The following is a 19,401-nucleotide window of genomic DNA, read 5'->3' on the forward strand; positions in this document are numbered from 1 at the left end:
AAGCCTGCGCCTGCACAACCTTTCGGACGAGGTGGTGATGGCCGGTCTGCACGACCCGGATCAGCAGCTGTCGATGATCGCCGGTATGGAGGTCATCCGGCGCGGCACTATCAGTGCTGCCGTGCCGGATGGGATGATGCTGCGGGTCGAGCAGGCGGAGGCGGTGTACGCGCTGGCCGAGCGCCCGGTGGAAATGAAGCCGGGCGAGGGCAAGTCGCTGGTGTTCATGGCCGCGGCCATCCAGCGGGCAGTGCACAACGAATCGGTTCTGCTGGTCACCACCACCGACGGGCTCGCCAACCGCGAAGCTGTCAAATATCGAAAGCTTCTGGCCAACTTCGGAATCGATGTGTTCCGGGCCGGTCAGCAGACGGGGTTCGGGCCGATCGCCGAGGGGCGTGCGGCGATCGTGGTGGCGACCGGCGAGACGGTCGGGCATTTGTGCAATGCCGGTGTGAAGCCGCCGCGAACAGTGCTGGTCGACGAGGGCGACGGCATCATCGACCGTGGGGAGCGGCAATTCCTCCGTTCGGAAGGGGTGGAACACGCTGCGCCGCGAGCGACCGCGGACGAGGTGTTCGGCGCGCACGACTTCCTGGCCGATGCGCTGGTGAACGGCAAGCTGTCCCACGAGGATTTCGGTCTCGCGCGGATTGCCGAGGAAATCGGTGTCCATCGCGACGGCGCCCCGGAGTTCATGTTCTGGTATGACGGGCAACCCGAGCTGACACCCGAGGGGCGGGCGAAGGTCGAGGCGCTGCCCGGTGGCAGGAAATGGCTGGAAGGGATGGGGGCATCACGGCTCGAGATGGCCGCCCAGGCCGAATTCCTGGTCCGTGAGAGCGTCCACTACGAGATGGATACGGGCAAGATCGTGATCGTCGATCAGGCCGAACACGGTCTCCAGCGCAACAAGAAGACCTCCAGCGAATCACGATGGAGCGCGGAGCCGGGCAAGGCAAGTCTGGCTCAAGCCATCGAGGCGAAGGAGATCCGCGCGTCCGAGGCTCGCGGGGAGAGCACCGATCAGCATCGGATCGTGGTCCGCGCGGATGCCGAGTCGGCCAAACGCATCGACGCCGCCAAGATCTATCGCGCCGGAGGAGACTTCTTCGACGAGGTGGCGATTGCTTCGGGCACCCTCGTGGACCTGAATCCCGTGCTGAGCAAGGTCTACGGGCTCGGGGAGACGCACGAGGTCGGGCGGTCGTCGGTTCATCGGCTGGTGGAAGGCGAACCCGATGTGGTCGGCAGCACCCACGCCAAACTGACCACGGTCGCCGAATACGCGTACGAGATGCGGGCCGATGGTGAGGGCCGATTCCAGCAGATCCAGTGTCACCGCAACGATCTGGTCGCCCGGCAGGTGGAGGCGCTGGTGCGCGCGGGCGTGCCGAGGGAGGCCATCGAAGCGGTCGACGCCAAGCGGATCATCGGGTGGGGTGCCGACTGGGAAGCCCAGTTGCAGAAGGTATTCGACGAGGCCGGTGAGCAGGGCAAGATCCTCGTGATCAACCGGCAGGGCCAGCGCGGCGTCGATATCTCGGTGTCGGAGGCGGTGCTGGCCAAGGGGGGCATGCACGTCTGGATGACCGAGGCCTCGGAACAGTCCTACATCCACGAGCAGGCCAAGAACCGCACCGCCCGCAACGGCGATCGCGGCAGCGCGCAAGTGGTGATGTCCACGCAGGACGCGCTGATTCGCAGTGCCATGCACCTGCGCGGAGTGCGCGAGGCGGTGGTGCAGTACGAACAGGCAGCCGCCACCCACACCGCCGATCCCACTCCCGCGAACCACGAGGCACTGGTCGCGGCAGAACGCGGTATCCGTGAGCTGACTCCCGGACTGCAACAGCGTGTGTTGCGGCACTCCGTCGCGGACTTCATTCGCCACCACGCCCTTGTCGACGGGAATCCCGCCCAGACCGCATTGAACCTCGCCGAGGCCGATACCGGCCACTATCGCAGCGACCTCAACCGCCCGGACGGGCCGGCGGACCGGACCACACGCCTGGCCGGACTGCTGGGCATCCCGGTCCCGGCGCTCGCGAGCCACCTCGCGGCGATCGAACACGACGGTGCCATCGACCCGTTACGAGAGCTGCTGAAGCAGAGCGGGGTCCCGGCCGTCGCGGCGGAGGCGGTCTTGCAGCATGTCGAGACGACAGCGCCCGCGAGGGCAGTGCAACAAGCACTGTTCGCCCACAAGGACGCGCTGGACTACCTGACGCCCCTGCGGAACCGGCTCGCCGCCGGACTGGGTGTGCCGCTCGCCGGTCTCGATGGCGCCGAAGGTATGCGATCCCTCGACCCCGCACTGACCGATGCGAGAGACAACCTGGCGAGAATGCTGGGCTACCCGCCCTCCGCGATCACCCCCGCCATGGCCCGCGACATCCTCGGCGAGGCAGTCGATGACCACCTGGCCACCACGACGCCCCAACAACTCGCCACTGGGGACGATTTCGGCTCGGCTGCAGCCGATTCCGCGCCGGTGGATGTCGATGCCCGGAATCCCGCCGAGGATGTCCTGGCCGCCGCCGCACAGTATCTGGCCACCGCATCCCTGCTCGACCTGGTCGTGCAGATGCATCGCCGCAGCCCCAACAGTTGCGTCAACAATGCCGTGACCGGCATGCGAGTGTTGTGCCCCGACAACGCACGCAGCTTCCAGATGCCCGCCACCACATTGCAGGGCCACGACCGCGATGTGGTTCGCCGGGCGTTCGGCTCCGGGCTCGAGGATGCCGGATCGCTGGATCAGGTGGCCGAATCGTTGAAGTCCCGGCCGGGCGGGATCACCGTCCTGGTCTACAAATGGAAAGACGGCTCGGCCGAGGCGAGCGGCGATGCCGACGACCATATGGTGTTGCTGGTCAACGACAGTGCGTCCATCGAGAACCCGAACCTGGTGGTGGTCGACCTGGCCGCGTCCGGAAACGGAGACACCACCGGCGAGTACCGCCCCAAGGATCTCCGCGACCGCCGCACATTGCTGAACAAGGCCGTCGGATTCGGCGATTGGCGTGACAAGCAGAAGAAGTTCATCGACAAGGTGCCCGAGGACAAGCGACGGTTCGAAACCATCGAGTTCGACCGCGACGGCAACTTCGCGAAGTACGACCCAGCCTTGGTGGCCGCGGTCAATCCGCCGTCACCGGGCCCGCCTGTTATCGATGCCTCGTCCGAGAGCGGAAATTCCGGCCTTGGAATCACCGACCCCCCACAGATATCGACAATGGTGGATCGAGCGCGGCTCGGTGATGCGGAAGCATTCCGAGAACTGCGTGAACGGTACGGCGAGCAGACATTCCGACGCGTGCTCGATTTGCTGGCGCCGGGCACAGCACACCCAGCCGGTCGGGAAGCCGCTCGGATGCAGATCGTGGCTCAGCACATCAACACGGTGGTCTTTCGCATCGCGGAGAACCAGCGATGGCCGGTCGCCGCAGAGAAGGCCGGAACATGGATCCTCGGCGTTGCGCAGCTCGCCATCAAGGCGTGGTCCGGCCTGACCGCCGCACAGCGCCGGACCATCCGCGACGCGGTCACGGCACCGCTACAAGACCACACGGAACTACAGCGCGGTGCCTTCACGGCGTTTGTCCGGTCCGTCCAGGCACTAGTCCAGGACGACCTCGGACCGGCAACCGGCGAAGCCGACGAGGCGGTCTCTCGAGCGCTGGACCACGGCCTGAGCAATCGCGAGCTCCGACTGATCCGGATGGTTGCCGCCGGATTGTCGAACGACACCATCGCAAGTCATCTGGAGCAGCCGCCGACCCGAGTCAAATTCCATCTGGCGCAGATCCGCGACAAACTCGGAGCCCAGGGCCGGATCGGAATCCTGACGGCGGCAAGAGAACTGGGCTTGCTGTCGGACGACGAGATTTCGGTGTCGCTCGTAACGCGGTGGAACCTCGTACTGACTGCACGAGAAGTGTCGGTCCTGGCAAAGGTCGCCGCGGGCAAGTCGAACAAGACCGCCGCGGCGGAACTCGGCTTGTCGCCGCTCACGGTGAAGGCCCATCTCGCCCGCATCGGCGGCAAACTCGGCATCAGTGATCGCGCCGGGATGGTGGCACGGGCAATCCACGCCGGCCTCATTCCCGCAGCCGAGGTCACCCCGGGCGTCGAGTGGTTGGATGCGGAACGCGAAGTGCTCGGGTCGGTCGCGGAAGGCATGAGCAACAAAGAAATTGGAGTTGCTCTCGGGCTGTCTCTGGAACAGGTGAAGGGCCATCTGAACCGGATCGGCGCCAAGCTCGGCATTCGCGATCGGGCGGGCATGGTCGGTAAGGCGCTGGGGACCAGCGGCTTCTCGCTTCCGCCCGCCACCGCGAATTCCGGATCCGGTGTGCTCCGGCGCGACGATTCGTTGTCCGAGACCGAGGCCCAGGTTCTCAGCCTTGTCAAGCAGGGGCGGACGAACAAGCAGATCGCGGCTGCGCTGGGGATCGCACCCGCAACTGTGAGCGCGTACCTGATTCGTATCGGACTCAAATTGCGCACCAGCGGCCGAGCGGAGGCAGTGGACGCGGCGGAAACGCGAGGCATCGACCTGACGGGAGATCTGCTCGAGGATGGCAGCATCGGGAGCAGACCGTCGGAGGGTGTGGGGGATGCGCCGTCACCGGGAGTGCGTGAGCAGTACGAAGTGCGGGGTGCTGGTGCGGCGGTGGGGGTGTCGGGCAGGGCGGGGGAGCAGGACCGCACCGAGGAACTCGCCGCGGAGCGTCATCGTCTCGAGGAGTTGCTGAACGTATCCTTCGGCTGGCTGGACCCCGATGATGTCTCTGTCGCGATTCTCCTCATGTCGGAGCTCATGGCGAACGCGCTCGCCGACACGGATGGCAGGGTCGAGGTCGTCATCACGCAGACCGACGTCGAGGCGGAGCGCAGGCTTCGTTTCGAGGTCCGGGACGACAGTGCCTTCGTTCCTGAAATCGGTGATATGCCGGATGAATTCGCTGAGCGTGGTCGTGGCCTGTCGATGATGGCGATAGTCGCCGACGAATTCGGCACGACCTCGTTCGATGACGGCTCGGGTAAATCCACCTGGTTCGAACTACATCGGAGCCTGCCGCCGGGCGGTCCGGTCGAGCCTGTCACCGACGCCCCTTCCGCGCAACCGACCGCATCGTCGAACGAACTGCGTGCGTCCGATTCCGATCCGGATGGGCTGATCGGTCGCAGACCACATGATCCGGAGGACGCGGACGGGTCCGGCCCGGGCACTGCGCACCGGGCGGCGCCCGAAGGGTTCCGTGCCGCGTTGACGACGCAGTTGTGGGGGCAGGCATCGTCCATCCCCGCCGACGATTCGGTGCGGAACCACTCTCGCCGGGAGCGCGACATGCTGGCGGTGCTCGACCATGTTGCCGGAGTGGCATCGGGTTTCGTCGCTTCCGCACTGCGGCAGGGGCTGGACGCGACCGTGGTCGAGGCGGTTCGGGGGCTGGACCCGGCGGATCTCGAGGCCATGCTCGTCGATCTCGGCGCGACGCGCTCGGCCATGATCGGTGTGCTGTCGCGGTTCGTCCAGTTGCAGATCCACGGCGCGATCACACGGGCGGCTCCGGAAACGCGGCCCGACGTCAGTGGCTACCTGGTCCCCGTCAGTGCCCCGGACGGTTCGGACAGCTGGCGGACCAGGCGGTTGGTGCGCAGGATCATGGAGAACTGGGCAGGCCCGGGCGAGGTGGGATGGCCCGATCCCAGTCGGATCGAAGACGCTGTGCTGCTGGTGTCGGAGTTGGCGGGCAATATTCCGCGGCATGCCCACACGTCCGGGTTCATCATTGCGACAGTGACCGACAGCCCTGGCGCACCGGTCCTCCGGGTGGGAATTCGTGACTACAGTCGCACACTCCCCAAGTGGCGCAACGCCGATGATGATGCCGAGTCGGGGCGGGGCGGCTTCCTGTTGAAAGCGCTCGCCACCGACTACGGCGTCGTTCAGCACCCCGACGGCAAGACCGTGTGGTTCGAGATCCGCGGTGAGCCTCCCGGTACTGAACCCGCTGGTGAACAGAAAGCCCCGCCCGATCAGGGCCCGGGCTCGGCCGACGAGGTCGCCACAGGCAGTGATTTCGATGCCGCGCTGAAGGCGGCCGAGGCGGCATTCGCGGATATCGGCGAGGATTCGCCGCCCCCGTCGTCCGGCCCGGAAGGTCTGATCGGGAGCGCCCCGCACGACCCGCGCGAGACTCAGTTCCCGACGGTTGTGCGCGAGGCGATGAACACCGGTGTGGTCCAACGGGAACGGTTGCCGGGAGCACCGGGGGTCACGGTCGAACGGGTCACCTTCGGCAACGGCTACCGGAGCCACCGGGAGACCTACGACAACGCCGACGATGCGGCGCGGCAATGGGCGATATCGGTGATCGGCGGTGCCATGGGCGCGACAGTCGCCGGCACGCATCCGGATGCCGACGACCGAACAGTGCTGTATCGGGAGATCATGCCTGGTCGGAGAGCGAATACTGTTCTGCCACAAGGCATGTCACGGCTATACGACCAGGGTTTGGTCGATGACCCGGCGAGCGTGGCAGCGCGCGCGGTGCTCGGCCCGCTGGATCGTAGTCATCTGGATTCGGAATCGGGCGAGCTGCTCGGACTGCTGGACGCCGTCACCGGGACCAGGCGCAGCACCCGGAATTGGAGCATCGGCGAGGACGGGGAGGTGGCAGGCGGGCGGGGAGCGATCGAATCCGAGAAGAAGGACTACGGGCCGAGTCCCTTCGCCGCGAAGTTCATTCGGCTCATCGAGGGTCGCACGGTGTGGCAGGACCACCCGATCCGCCGGTCGGTCATCACCTCGATGCGGGAACGGGTGGCCGCGCTCTCGGACCGGTTGGCGGGCTTCGCCCCGATGCAGGAGGACATGCTGATCGCTGTGCACCGGCAGGTATTGAACGAGCTGGTCCGAGCAGAGCGGCATGCGGTGCACACGCCGGAGGAAGCGGCGCACTTCACCGGAGTGAGTGCCGACGCACAGGCCAAGGCCCGGTTGGCGGAGGAATTCGCTCTCGCTCATCCGTACATTGTCATCACCGGTTTCGATCATCCCGATGTGCCCGTCGACGCGGTGCGGGAGATTCTCGAGACGCTCGACGACCTGCTCACCCGACATCGGTACGCGCCCAATCTGGTCGCGCACCTGACCAATATTCGTGAACTGGGCATCGAATTCCTACCGTCGGACGATGCCGTCACCGTGTATACCCCCGGCTTCCGCCGAACTGAGTGGATGACACTGGGTATGTCCCGGGTGTCCGATCGGGGGCAGGCTGTCGAGACGGATGCGAGAAACCGCGCGGTCGGTATTCACCCGAGCAGTGGGAGGCCCTACCGCGACGACGTCATCCACGAATTTGCACATGCGATCGACCACGCCGACGACATGCGTTTCAGTCGAGAGATCAAGATCGTACTTCAAGACGCATGGGCGGACTTGCGAAGTCATGGCCTGATCGACGAATCGGACGTGGAATGGTTTCAGCGCCTTCTGCGGGCTGCCTTCACTGACGAGACGAAGTCCACGCTCGACCCGGTGGAGGCGATCGCCGTCGGCTTCGCCGATGTGGAGATCAATGGTCCCGTCATCGGCAGTCCGCAATGGGTGATCCATCACTTCGTCACGACTGGGAGTCCGCCCGAGATCACCCCGGAGCTTGTGGTTGATCTTCCTGCTGTTCAATCAGATTCAGGGTCCAGCACTCCGGCAGATCAGCCCGGCAGCGGGCGGGACGGCGTCATCGGCAGCAGGCCGCCGGACAATGCGGCAGCTGGGCCTCGGTTCGACCCGATCGGCGCGAGGCCCGCGCGCGCGGACTTGGTGTACCGGCGTTACCGCCGCCAGCTCGGGCAGGAGTACCGCGACCTGGCAGAGCAGCTGAGCGCGGTTGCGGGGGAACCGCTTTCGACGACGCTGCGGCCGGAGTTGCCGACGGTGCTGGACCACGCGATCGATCTGGGCGGCGATCGGGAAGTGGCGGCCGATACCGACCGGCTCGTGCGGCTCGCTTGGCGTCTGAACTGTCTCGACGAGTTGTCGGGTCGCAGGTGGGCCGATGCGCGGCGTCTGTCCGCAACCGGTAACGTCGCCCCGACCCCCGGAACAGCGGCGCATCGCCTGGAATCGCTGACCGCGGAGCTGACCGGGTACCTCGCGGCGCCGACCGCGATCGGCGCCGCGGGCCTCGCCGGCCGAGTTCGGCCCCACGAAGCCGAAATCGCGACGCTCACAAGACAACTGGACAACGAACTGGCCCAGCTCTTCGGCCCGCCACCGGGGTTGCTGGGAGCGGAGTTTCCACACGGAGTTTCCGTGGCCGATATCGAAGGACTCGATGCGGCGAGCACGCTGCGCGCCCAACCTTCGGACACCGCGGTGTTGGTCAGGCATGTCGACGCGACGGGTGTGCCGCGATTCCTGGTCGTCAAGGAACCTCCCGGTGAGAATGGTCGGCCGAGTGAATGGCGGTCGCCGGACGCAGCTGAGGCTGTGGCGTTGAATGTGCGGGCGAAGGGGGCGGTGACCTTCACCGACGCCGGTGTTGCGGTGATGGAGGCGTCCACGCGTTTCGCCGCGGGCATCGGTGCGGGCCGGATCATCGACGCGCGGTGGCTGACCACCGATGAACTCGATTTCGAAGCCGACGAGGGTCGGGTGCACCTGGCGTTCGCGAATGTCTTCGAATCCGAGTGGGGCCCATACGAGGAGGTGCCGCCGCCGACCGACGTCGCCGGGGTGATTGCGCGATCAGCGTCGCGCCTGTCACTGAGCACGGATGTCAGCGAACGCCTGCTCCGCCAGGTGGCCGGACGGCCGGCGACCGAGCATGACGATATTGTCGCGTTCTTCGATCAGCTCGTCGAGTGGGTCGAGGCGATGAAGATGGTCGAAGCATCCGGCACCGTAGGAGACGGAGAGCTGTTCGACCTCCAGCACAGACACAAGCTGTGCATGGCTCTTTCCACCCATCCTGATCTCCTGCAAGCAATTTCGACGCCGACGGGGTATGACACCCTGCTCGATACCGTGCACACTGATGGTTGGAGCATCGCTGGTATCGGTGCGAGGGTGGGATTCTTGGCGAGGGCCGAGATCCGTGAAGCTCTGCAGAAGGTCTACGCGAACAACAGAGATTTCGCTCCGTACATCAGCGAAAGTTTGGGGCAACCGGCAGTAGTTGATCTCGATCGGTTCGGCCGGGAGCTGCGTCGCATTTCCGAAATACCGGCTCGTGTTCTGGATCGAATTCTTCTGGAAATAATCAGCCAGTATGTAGGCAAGAGTTCAGAATTCGGTGTTCCGCCTGCCGGGGACATGCGCAGTATGACGATGGCCGCAAAATATCGGGTCTGGAAATACTTGGCCGCGCTCGACGACCACTCTCCCGATGCGATACGGAAGTTCTTGGCTCAGGCGTACCTGCGGTCGGGACGCATTGGAGAGTTCGCGACGGATGTGTTCGGTGTGGCGTTCACCGGGCAAGAGTTGCGGGACGTGGAAGACCTCTACATCGACCGCACGAGCGGTTTCGCCTTTGTCAGATATGTTCAACTGGTGGCTGGATTGTCTCCCAGCCATCGGCCGCCGACGATCCGCGCAGCCTTGGAACTGATGACAGATGTGACCGCGGAGTTCGCCCAGAATGTACGCGCCCTCATGGGTGATGGTGAGCACGGCCGGGGACAAGAGCGAGCTGTGCTGGGCCTGCAGAACACCGGCGCGGCAGCACTCCCCGAGTTGAAGGCTGTCGTGCGCGCCATGGTGGATGAGGTACACAGTGGACATCTGTCCCACGACACGCTGGTGAAAATACGAAAGTCGGATGTCCTCGCCAGTGTGCTGATGGGCGTCACTCACTACTCGTTGTCCACGTGGGGTCCGCGCGGCATCGGCTCTCTGCGTAGGCTGCTGCGTTATTACGATCAGGCGGAAACCGACGGCCGAATTCCGGCGATGCCCGAGGCATATCGACCGAGCGGTGTGATCGAGATCCGCAGGCTGCGGTCGAGGTCCGGATCGAAGTGGACCGAGGACCTGCTGACCCGCTTCGCACGGCTGGCAGGGAATTTGCGTGCCGCGCACTCGGCGATCGCGGGTGTGCGCAGGCCGATCACTCACCTGCTCGGTGAGCTCGGACAAGGCATCGTCGAGCACATGGCCACCTTGGAGCGCTCTCTCGCTTCGGGCACGCTCGCCAATGGCGATCCGATGAACGAGGTGGCGCGCCGGAAGATGGGGGAGCGCGTGCAGGAACTGCGCAAGCTCGTCGCATCGGAACCCGGCAGTGCGAATCCGTTTCCCGCACTGCGTTCACTCAAAGATTTCGAGAAGAACTTCCAGCGATTGGCCGCGATCGGAGAGCTACACGACCACCTGCGGACGATCTGTTTCGCCTGGGCGATGCAGCAACATCCGGAATGGAAGGAGCGATTGCAGAACATCGGTACGGGCGCCCCCACTCTCGAGGAGATCTCCCTCGTCAGGGAGTTCGTGGATCACATCACCAATCAGGAGGTGTTCTCACACTACTTCTCGGACCGGAAGGGCGCCCGGACCTTCCGGCGCATGACCAGTGCCATCGCGCTGGAGGAGGCGATCTCGCGTGCTCAGGGTGTGGGTGTCGCACGCGAAACGACTCCGCTGCGGTTCATTCCGACACGGGGGCCTCTGCTCGAACTCTCCGGGCATATTGCCAGTGTCTGTTGGGCCGGTAGCTATCCATCGCTTGCCGAGACGATGCCGAACATGACCGCCGTCATCATGGTACGAAATCCCGACGACTCGGACCGTGCCAGATTGGTGGGCGCTGCCCTCCTCATCGAAACGACCAGCCCATCCGGTGCGCCCCTGCTTCTCGTACGCGGCCTCAACCCGGTGGAAACGTATATCAACCATGTCTCTGCCGATGACTTCTACCAGAAATTCACCGACTGGGCGCACGGCGTGGCCGCGGCCCGCGGACGTCGACTCGCGATCGTCATCGATGACTACGTCGGCGGTGCGGCAACCAATCGCCCCGCCCTGTTCCAGTACCTGGAACAGGCGCGCCCCAGCCTGACACCGATCCAGGTCAGGGCGGCGGATACGACATTCAACGGGTACAACGTCAGCCAAACGGCTTATCTTGTCGGGCCCGCTGACGCGGCCGAGCAGGAGCAACAAGCAGGTCTCGATGACCGCATCGGCAGCAGGCCGCCGGAGAACCCGGCACCCGGGTCGCGGCGCGACATGATCGGCGCCAGGCCCGTCGAGGCGGGGACGGTATACCGGCGCTACCGGGATCGGATCGGAAAGCATTATCGCGATCTGGCGACCCGGCTGGGTGTGGTTGCCGGAGAACGGTGGTCGAGGGCAATCCGACCGGCGGTGCTGAACGGTGCGGTCGATGTCGGTGGTGATCGGGACGTGCGCGACGACGCCGACAGGCTCCTGCGGCTTGCCTGGCGTCTCGCATGTTTCGACGAGTTGGCAGGTCGGGTATCGGCTGAAACGTGGAACTTGGGCATCGTCGACGCCGAGGAGGACCAGGAGTTCGAGGGTGCGTACGCCGATCGGCCGATGCCCAGCCGGCGGCTCGAGTCGCTGACCACAGAGCTGGCTGCCCAGGAGGACGCGCTGGCCACGACTGTTGCCGGCGATGACCGAGCTCGGTATCACCAGGCCGAAATCGCCAGACTCGCTGGACAATTGGACAACGAACTGGCGGGCCTCCTCGGCTCACCGCCAGGTTCCCTGGAGGCGGGCTTTCCGGATGGCGCGGCCATCACGGATATCGACGGGCTCGGGGGCTGGAATGTGCCGCGCGACCTCGCGCCGGATGTCAGGGTGCTGGTGCGGCATGTCGATGTGACGGGTGTGGCGCGGTTCCTGGTGGTCGCCGATTCCACCGGTGCCGATAATCCGTCGAATCGGTGGCGGCCGCCCGATGTGGCGGAGACGGTCGCGCTGAATGTACGCGGCGCGAGTGCGGCGAGATTGGACGACTCAGGCCTCGTGGTGGTCGATACTCCGGTGCGTTTCGCTGCCGCGATCGGCGCGGGGCGAATCATGGATGCCAGGTGGCTGACGGCCAATGAGCTCTCGGTCGAGAAGGTCGAAGGCCGGCTTCATCCATCGTCCGCGGACACCGTCGACTACGTGTCGGACGTGTATGGCGGAATGTTCTCGCCGATCGGCACCGCCGAGGAGATCGCGCAGTCCACATCCCGTCTGATGTCGAGTACGGACGCAGTCGAGACCCTGGTCCAACGGTTCTCCGCACGCCCGGCACGCGAACACGCCAAGATCGCCACGTTCTTGGATCAACTCGCCAAGTGGTCAGAAGAGTTCGAGATGTCCGTCGAGGCGTTCGCCGCGATCGGGGCCTCTGATCGGCTCGACGACCGTGCGCGCAGGCAACAGATATGCATTGCTCTCGCCACCCATCCCGACCTCATGGGCGTGATCTCGAGTTCGATGGCCTACGAGGTCCTGATCGGCATCATGCACATCCCTGGGTGGACTCCGGCTGGGGCCGGTGCCCTGGTGGAATTTCTGGCGCGGAGCGAGATTCGTGATGCTGTGCGGAAAATTTCTCGTACCGATCGCCACCTCTACTCGTTTGCTCGCGGAATCCTGAAGTGCCCGATAGTAGAAGATTTCAACAGGGTCGGCCGAGAATTGTCCCGCGTTGCGGAGATTCCGGCGGGCGTTTTGGAACACTCTCTGGCGGCGAAGATCCGCCAATATGCAATGCCGATTTCAGAATCCGATACTTCGGCCGTCCACCTCGATTTCAACAGCGCGCTGAACGATGTCGCTCGTCAATCATCCGTGGCGCTGACCGACTATAGAGCATGGAATTTTCTGGCTGCGCTCGAAGACTACTCTCCCGAATCGATTCGAAACAAATTGGCCTCTGAGTATCTGCGATCGGGGCGAATCGACGAGATAACGAAAGATGTTTTCGGGGCAGTTGTCTTCACCGAACGACAGTTGCAGGAAGTAGAGGATGTCTATATCGAACGTGCGAGCCGTTCTGCCTTCGGGGTTTATTTCAGAGCGGTGGCCGCGCTAGCTCCGAAACGGCGGCCCCCGATAATTGGAGCCGCGCTGGAATTGGTCCGTGAAGTGACACCGGAATTGGCTCGGAGTCTCCGCGCCATCATGGCTGACGGTCGGCAAGATGGAGAGCGTGACCTGCTCGGTCTTCGGGGGGCCGGTGCTGCGGTCCTTCCCGAGCTGAAGGTCGTCGTGCGTGCCCTGTTGTCCGAGGTGAACAGTGGCGATTTGTCGCACCAAAGCCTGACGAAAGTGCAATCGTCGAACTTTGTCGCCAGTATCCTGATGGGTGTCACCCGCTATTCGGAATCCGAGTGGGGAGCCGGTGACATCGCCTCGTTGCGCCAATTGCTCGATTACAACCAGCGTGCGAACGCCGATGGTCATATCGCGGCGATGCCGGATGTCTACCGGCCGAGCGGTGTGGTCGAGGTCGCCAAACTGCGGACGAGGTCCGATCCGCAGTGGACCGAAGACCTGTTGAACCGATTCGCGCGGCTGGCGAGCAATTTGCGCGACGCGCATTCGGCGATGACGAGAGTGCGGCGTCCGATCACCCAGCTGCTTGGCGAGTTGGGGCGCGGCATCGTCGAACACGTCGCTTCCTTGGAGCGCTCCCTTGCTTCGGGCAGGCTCTCCGATGGGTCTCCGGTGAATGCGGTAGCACGCCGGAAGGTGGCAGCTCTCGCGCGGGAGCTGAGGACCCTCGTGGCGTCGGATTCGGCGCCGGTGAACCAGTTTCCGGCACTGCGTTCGCTCAAGGATTTCGAGAACAATTTCGAATTGCTGTCCGGGGTGAAAGAGTTGCACGATCACCTGCGGACCGTCTGTTTCGCCTGGGCAATGCAAAAGCATCCGGAATGGATAAACCGATTGCGGGACATCGGTGTGGAAAACCCTTCTCTCGAAGAGGTTGTCCTGGTCCGTGAATTTGTGGACCACATCACGAATCAAGAAGTATTCTCGCATTATTTCTCAGATCGGAAGGGGGCGCGCGCTTTCCGGCGGATGACGAGTGCTATCGCGCTGGAGGAGGCGATATTTCGTACTCAGGGCGTGGGTGTGGCGAATGATTCCACCAGGTTACAGTTCATTCCCACGCGGGGACCGTTGCTCGAGCTGTCCGGACATATCGCCAGTGCCTGCTGGGCTGGAAATTATCATTCGGTTGCCGAGGCGATGCCGAATATGACAGCCGCAATCATGGTCCAGAACCCGGATGATCCGGATCATGCCAGATTGGCAGGAGCCGGCCTCCTCATCGAAACCACCAGTAGATCCGGGATTCCGGTGCTCCTCATACGCGGTCTCAATCCGCAGGAGAGCTTCATCAACCATGTCTCGGTCGGAGACTTCTACCGCACATTCACCGACTGGGCGCGGGGCCTGGCCGCGGCCCGGGGACGTCACCTCGCGATCGTCATCGATGAGATTGCCGGCAGAGCAGCGACCAATCGCCCCGCCCTGTTCGGGTACCTGGCCGACGTGAGCAGGTACCTGACTCCGATAGAGGTCGACATGGCGAATACGACATTCAACGGCTATGACGTCAGCCGACGAGTCTTCCTGGTCGGGCCGGCCGCCGCAGCTGATCACCAACGGCGGACACAATCCGATGATCGCATCGGGAGCAGGCCACCGACCGAGCCGGGCGCATCGGGCGATGTTCTGCAGTCGCTGACTACGCCCGAGTCCGTTCTCGGGTGGGTCCGGTCCGGGGTGCGTGCCGGGGACAACGGGAATTCCGATCGCCAGGCTCTCATCGATCACCTGCGCGAGCGCGCGGTCTTCGCGCACCCCGACACCGGATACCGTTCACCGGACGGGGGTCTGAGCGACAACCGGGACATGCGGCGCGATCACGCGGCGAAGGCGCGGGAGATCGCCGATCGATTGGCGACCGACCCCGCCTATGGGCCTGCCGATGCTCATCACGATGCTCGGTTGCACGCGTCCGAGATGCGCGAGGAGTACGGCGGATTCCGCTGGCAGTTGGCTGTTTCGAACGTTGACGTCTCGAATCCCGCCGCGCTGGCGGCTGCCGTCGCGGCTCGGCTGCCCGAAGAGGACTCGAAACCGGCGCACAAGGACATCGTCGACGCGGCAGCGCGTCTTGCTGAACTCGCTCGGCCCGTTGCCGGAGAAGATGCCGTCTTCGTTGTCACTTCGTCCGGAGACACCGATGGCCGACATCGTTTGCTGGCCCGATTGGATTACGACCGACCCGACTCCACCAATCCCGATCCGGGTGTGACTGCCGACGAGTTGCGTCGCGGACTTTCCGATGTGGACGGCCGCATCGATCTCGATACCGCCGAGCCCACGCCGGAGGGACATGTCCGGCATTCGATCCGGCTCGACCTCACCAGGCAGCGAATTCTGGTGTGCTGTGGCCTTTGGGGGCAGGGGCGGACGGGTATGAGCACGGTGAACCTGGCGCTGTGTGAAGGGCTGGCGGCGGCCGGGCACGACGTAACTGTTCTGCCGGACAAGGTCGCTCCCGGTTTCCGTGTCCCAGGTGTGCAGGTTTACGCTCCTTCCGAGCGGACGCGGTATCGGAATGCCGAGTATCTCGAAAGCTTGCCCAAATCGGTCGACATGGTTGTCGTGCATTCCGAAGCCAACGGCATAGAGGCCGCGCTGAATGCCGAGAAGCTCTATCCCACCGCTAAACTCGTGGCTATTTATCATCTGTTGCCGATGCTGTGGGCAACTGTGCAAGGCGAGCAGGCGCGCGGTCGCGGCCGACTCGCGGCCGGCATCTACTTGGCACGGCGTGCGCATCTTGTGACGGGCTTGGGCCCGGCATTGGCTGCGGACGCAATGTCGCAAGCCGCCATGGCGGAGCATGGTTCGGTGCACGAACTGCGGCCGGTCCTGGACATGGCTGAGCAACCATCGCAGCCCTCGCCCGGGAGTCCGGTGCGGATTCTGATGTTCGGCCGTCTGTCGGACCGGTTGAAGGGTGATGCGGAAATGGCCCAGGTTGTGCGGCAGTTGCGCGCGCAGGGCCGTGACGTGCGGTTGGTGGTCAGAGGTTACGACCAGGACCTCGCTGGCACCAAGGCCCGGCTGGCGCAGATCGTAGGTGACCCGGATGCGATCGAGGTCAAACCGCACACATCCGATCGAGGGGAGATCCGAGCCGACATACGGGCCGCGACAGTGGTCGTAATGCCCTCCCGCGCAGAGGGATTCGGTGGAGTCGCTACCGAGGCAATCGAACAAGGCGTTCCGGTGCTGGTCCCGTCGACCAGCGGGGTGGGCCAATTCCTCGCTGCCTTGGCCGGATACCTCGACACTGCGAAACAATTCAACCTGGTCACCCAGGCTCAGGGCGCACCTGTGCCCATCGACGAATGGCTGGCCGGACTGGGCGACGTCCTCGACGACGTACCCGGCGCGTGGGCGGCGGCCCGCCGGCTGCAAGAACTCCTGCGGCCGCTCACCCGCGAAAACAGCGCCAGGATGCTCGTGCATGCCACTGTGAACACCGAGCCGCGCTCCCGTCCGGAGACCCGGCCGTCACGCACTCTGGTATCACGCGTGGCGAGGCAGGTTGTGGCGCGTGGCGAGGAAGAAGATTACCTGCGGATACTTGCGGTGGTCGACGCGATGGAAACCGATCCTGCCGTGCGCAGTGCCATCATCGGTCGCGCAGGCATCGAGTTTGCGCCCTCCCCAGGGGCACTACCCATCCGTCTCGCCGCGGCAGATCCCGACGAGTGGTTGTTCGTACCTTCGACAAGAACTGATGTGGATCAAGATGATTCGCGTGGCCGCATTCTGGGTGCGATGGTGGCCACGGTGTCCGAGCGGGGATTCGCCGCAGCGACTGTCGATGAGGTGTCGCGGCGTGCGGGAGTTACTCCAGACGACTTCCACGAGAAATTCTCACGCACCTACGATGCGTTTGCCGCCGCACGACAACTGGCGTTGGAGAATCTGCGGCAGCTGGTCGTCGAGGAGGTGGGCGCCCTGCGGGCACCCGACCGCGCCTCCCGGATGACGACCGTGGTGAACACGTACGTGAACGCCGTGGCCGCTCGCCCGGCCACGGCACGCGCCGTACTGATCGAGGCATCCGGCCTGGACCTGCCCGAGCGCGCCAGCTGTGCGATGACGGTAACGAACTCGATCGCCATCACCCTGGGGGAGGTGCTCGAGCCGGCCATGTCCGTTCAGGTTCGCCGCGCCTTGTCGGCAGCGGTCAACGCTCGGCTGGCGGAATGGGCCGCGACCGGGGACGTGGCCGCGGTACCGGGTCTGCAGCGTGACCTCGCCGATCTACTGCGCATCGGTACTGCGTCACCAGTGCTGAAACCCACCGCTGACGGCGTACGGCCCCCACCGGGGGCTGACGACGGCGTGGCAGCTGAGCAGGCGAAACCCGATGAGCAAGAACGGATTCTGACCCAGCTGATCGCGGTCGCCGCCCGCCACGGCTACGCGAAGATGTCGCTGGAAACCGTCCAGCAATGGGCTGAGGTGTCCTCCCGGACATATCGGGAGTTGTTCACCGACAAAGCGACCGGGTTCGAGGTGGCCTGCGCGGCGGGAATCGAGCGTCTGCGAACCGCCTGTCGAGCGGCACTGTCCGACTCGGTCGACGGCGACCTACGAGCGCGGCTGGAGATGGCGGTGCGCAACTATCTCATGGTTCTTGCCAAGCACGGGGACGAGACACGTGTGCTGCATCTGGAGCTGCCCACCGACGGCCCATTGCGCGATCGATTCCACTCGATGTTGGCCGAGCATCTCATCGACGCCGTCGACGAAATCGATGCGCGCACCGGAGGGCTCCTCGCCTCCGCTGTTACAGGCATTGTCGCCGACAAAATCGCCGCACGGCAGTACGCCAGGTTTCGTGATCTGCCGTCGAGTGAACTCAATGCGGCGGCGATGACATCGCTGCCTGGGGATGCTCCGATAATGGCGGCCTGGGCTCACGCCTTGCTCACCGGTGCCGAACTCCCGTCATCCCCGCCGCCCGACGCGCCGAATCCGCCGGAAACCACGAAACCCGCCTCGCGTTCGCCATGGACCGGAAAGCGGGCCGGCCCGACCCCGTGGGGCTGAGCGGCTTCGGTCAGCGGCCCTTCACCCGCTGCAACAGCGCGGTCCGTGCCACTGCCGCCACCCCGCGCACCACCAGCCCCACTGCGACCAACGGCGCGAACACGATCCAGGGCGAGCCCCGGTGGTAATCGCAGTAGAACCGCAGAGCACTGCGATGGTGTGAGCGAACCTTGCGGAACGGCGCGGACCGCATACTGCCGCCCTCGCGGTGGCGGATCTCCACCCTCGGATCGAGTACGACCCGCCAGCCCCCGCGGTGCATGTCCAACGCCATCTTGGTTTCCTCGAAGTAGAGGAAGTAGCGGTCGTCGAAACCGCCCACCGCGTCGAACGCCTCGCGGCGAAACAGCATGCAGCAACCGGAGATCCAGTCCACGTCGCTGATATCGGCGACCGGCTCGCCGAAGTAACGACGGGTGGCGGGGTTGCCCGGCCAGACCCCGCCCAGCAGGGCGTGCGCGATGCCGACCGCCAGTGACGGGAACCGGCGTCCGCTGGGGTAGGGCTCGCCGTCGAGGCGAGCTATGCGCGGGCCGATCATGCCGATCCGGCCATCGGTGTTCGCGGTCTCGATCAGTGTCGCGATCGAGGCGGGGGAGAGTTCGGTGTCGGGATTGGCGACCAGAATCCACTCCGCGTCGGTCGCTGCCGCCGCTTGATTGATGGCGGCGGCCAGCCCGACATTGCGGGTGTTGCGGATGACCCGCCCGCCGAATTCTTCGACGATGTCGGCGCTGCGATCGGTGGATACATTGTCGACGCCGATCACGTCGACGGCGTAGGGCCCCACGGCTTCCGGCAAAGTCTCGAGGAATCCGGGAAGGTCTTCCGCGCTCTGGTAGGTGACGAGGGCCAAGCCGACAGTTTTGTCATCCGAGCTGGGCATGCCGGCGAACATATCATTGCGGGTATCGATGCCGCCGAGGGACTTTCGTCACGGCCCGTTCTGTCGGTATCGGCGGATTCGCTGTTCGAGGCCGTACCGGTGCCACCGTTGTCGTCACTTCTGCTCGGTGATCACCAGCCATGCCTGATCGGGCGCGGTGGGCAGTCGATCGTGTGGTGTGGTCGGTCTGTGGAACGTGATGGGACATCCCGCGGCGATCGGCGGAAAAACAATTGCGTGGTACCGGTGCCGTCTGTACCGTCATGCGGACCGTGACAGCACGCGAGGAGGTGAGACCCATGAATGTCGTATCGAAGTGGGAGCTCCCTCTCGACGTCACGGTTGGGCGAACGATCTAGCTGTCGCCGGGAGCGCC

The 19,401-nt window shown here is 64.7% G+C and carries 2 protein-coding genes and 3 pseudogenes; 4 read left to right on the forward strand and 1 reads right to left on the reverse strand.

The features are described 5' to 3' along the window. Positions 1-193: 193 nt before the first annotated feature. The 4 genes and pseudogenes from AB0L57_RS22815 to AB0L57_RS22830 all read left to right on the forward strand — a co-directional run. Positions 194-3,829, forward strand: a pseudogene (locus AB0L57_RS22815) (LuxR C-terminal-related transcriptional regulator); the annotation flags it as partial. A gap of 96 nt (positions 3,830-3,925) precedes the next feature. After that, positions 3,926-4,108, forward strand: a pseudogene (locus tag AB0L57_RS22820) (helix-turn-helix transcriptional regulator); the annotation flags it as partial. Positions 4,109-4,150: 42 nt separating this feature from the next. Next, positions 4,151-4,312, forward strand: a pseudogene (locus AB0L57_RS22825) (helix-turn-helix transcriptional regulator); the annotation flags it as partial. Next, on the forward strand, positions 4,289-18,139 hold the full coding sequence (locus AB0L57_RS22830) for a LuxR C-terminal-related transcriptional regulator (protein WP_364965825.1): 13,851 nt from the start codon (positions 4,289-4,291) through the stop codon (positions 18,137-18,139). The pseudogene AB0L57_RS22825 and the gene AB0L57_RS22830, both read left to right, overlap by 24 nt. Positions 18,140-18,149: 10 nt before the next feature. Here AB0L57_RS22830 and AB0L57_RS22835 read toward each other — a convergent pair whose 3' ends face one another. Next, positions 18,150-19,025 carry a glycosyltransferase family 2 protein gene (locus AB0L57_RS22835; RefSeq protein ID WP_364965526.1) on the reverse strand — a complete coding sequence of 292 codons (876 nt, stop codon included), beginning with the start codon at positions 19,023-19,025 and terminating at the stop codon, positions 18,150-18,152. Between the last annotated feature and the right edge of the window lie 376 nt (positions 19,026-19,401).

Source organism: Nocardia sp. NPDC052254 (assembly GCF_040679495.1).
Lineage (GTDB): Bacteria > Actinomycetota > Actinomycetes > Mycobacteriales > Mycobacteriaceae > Nocardia.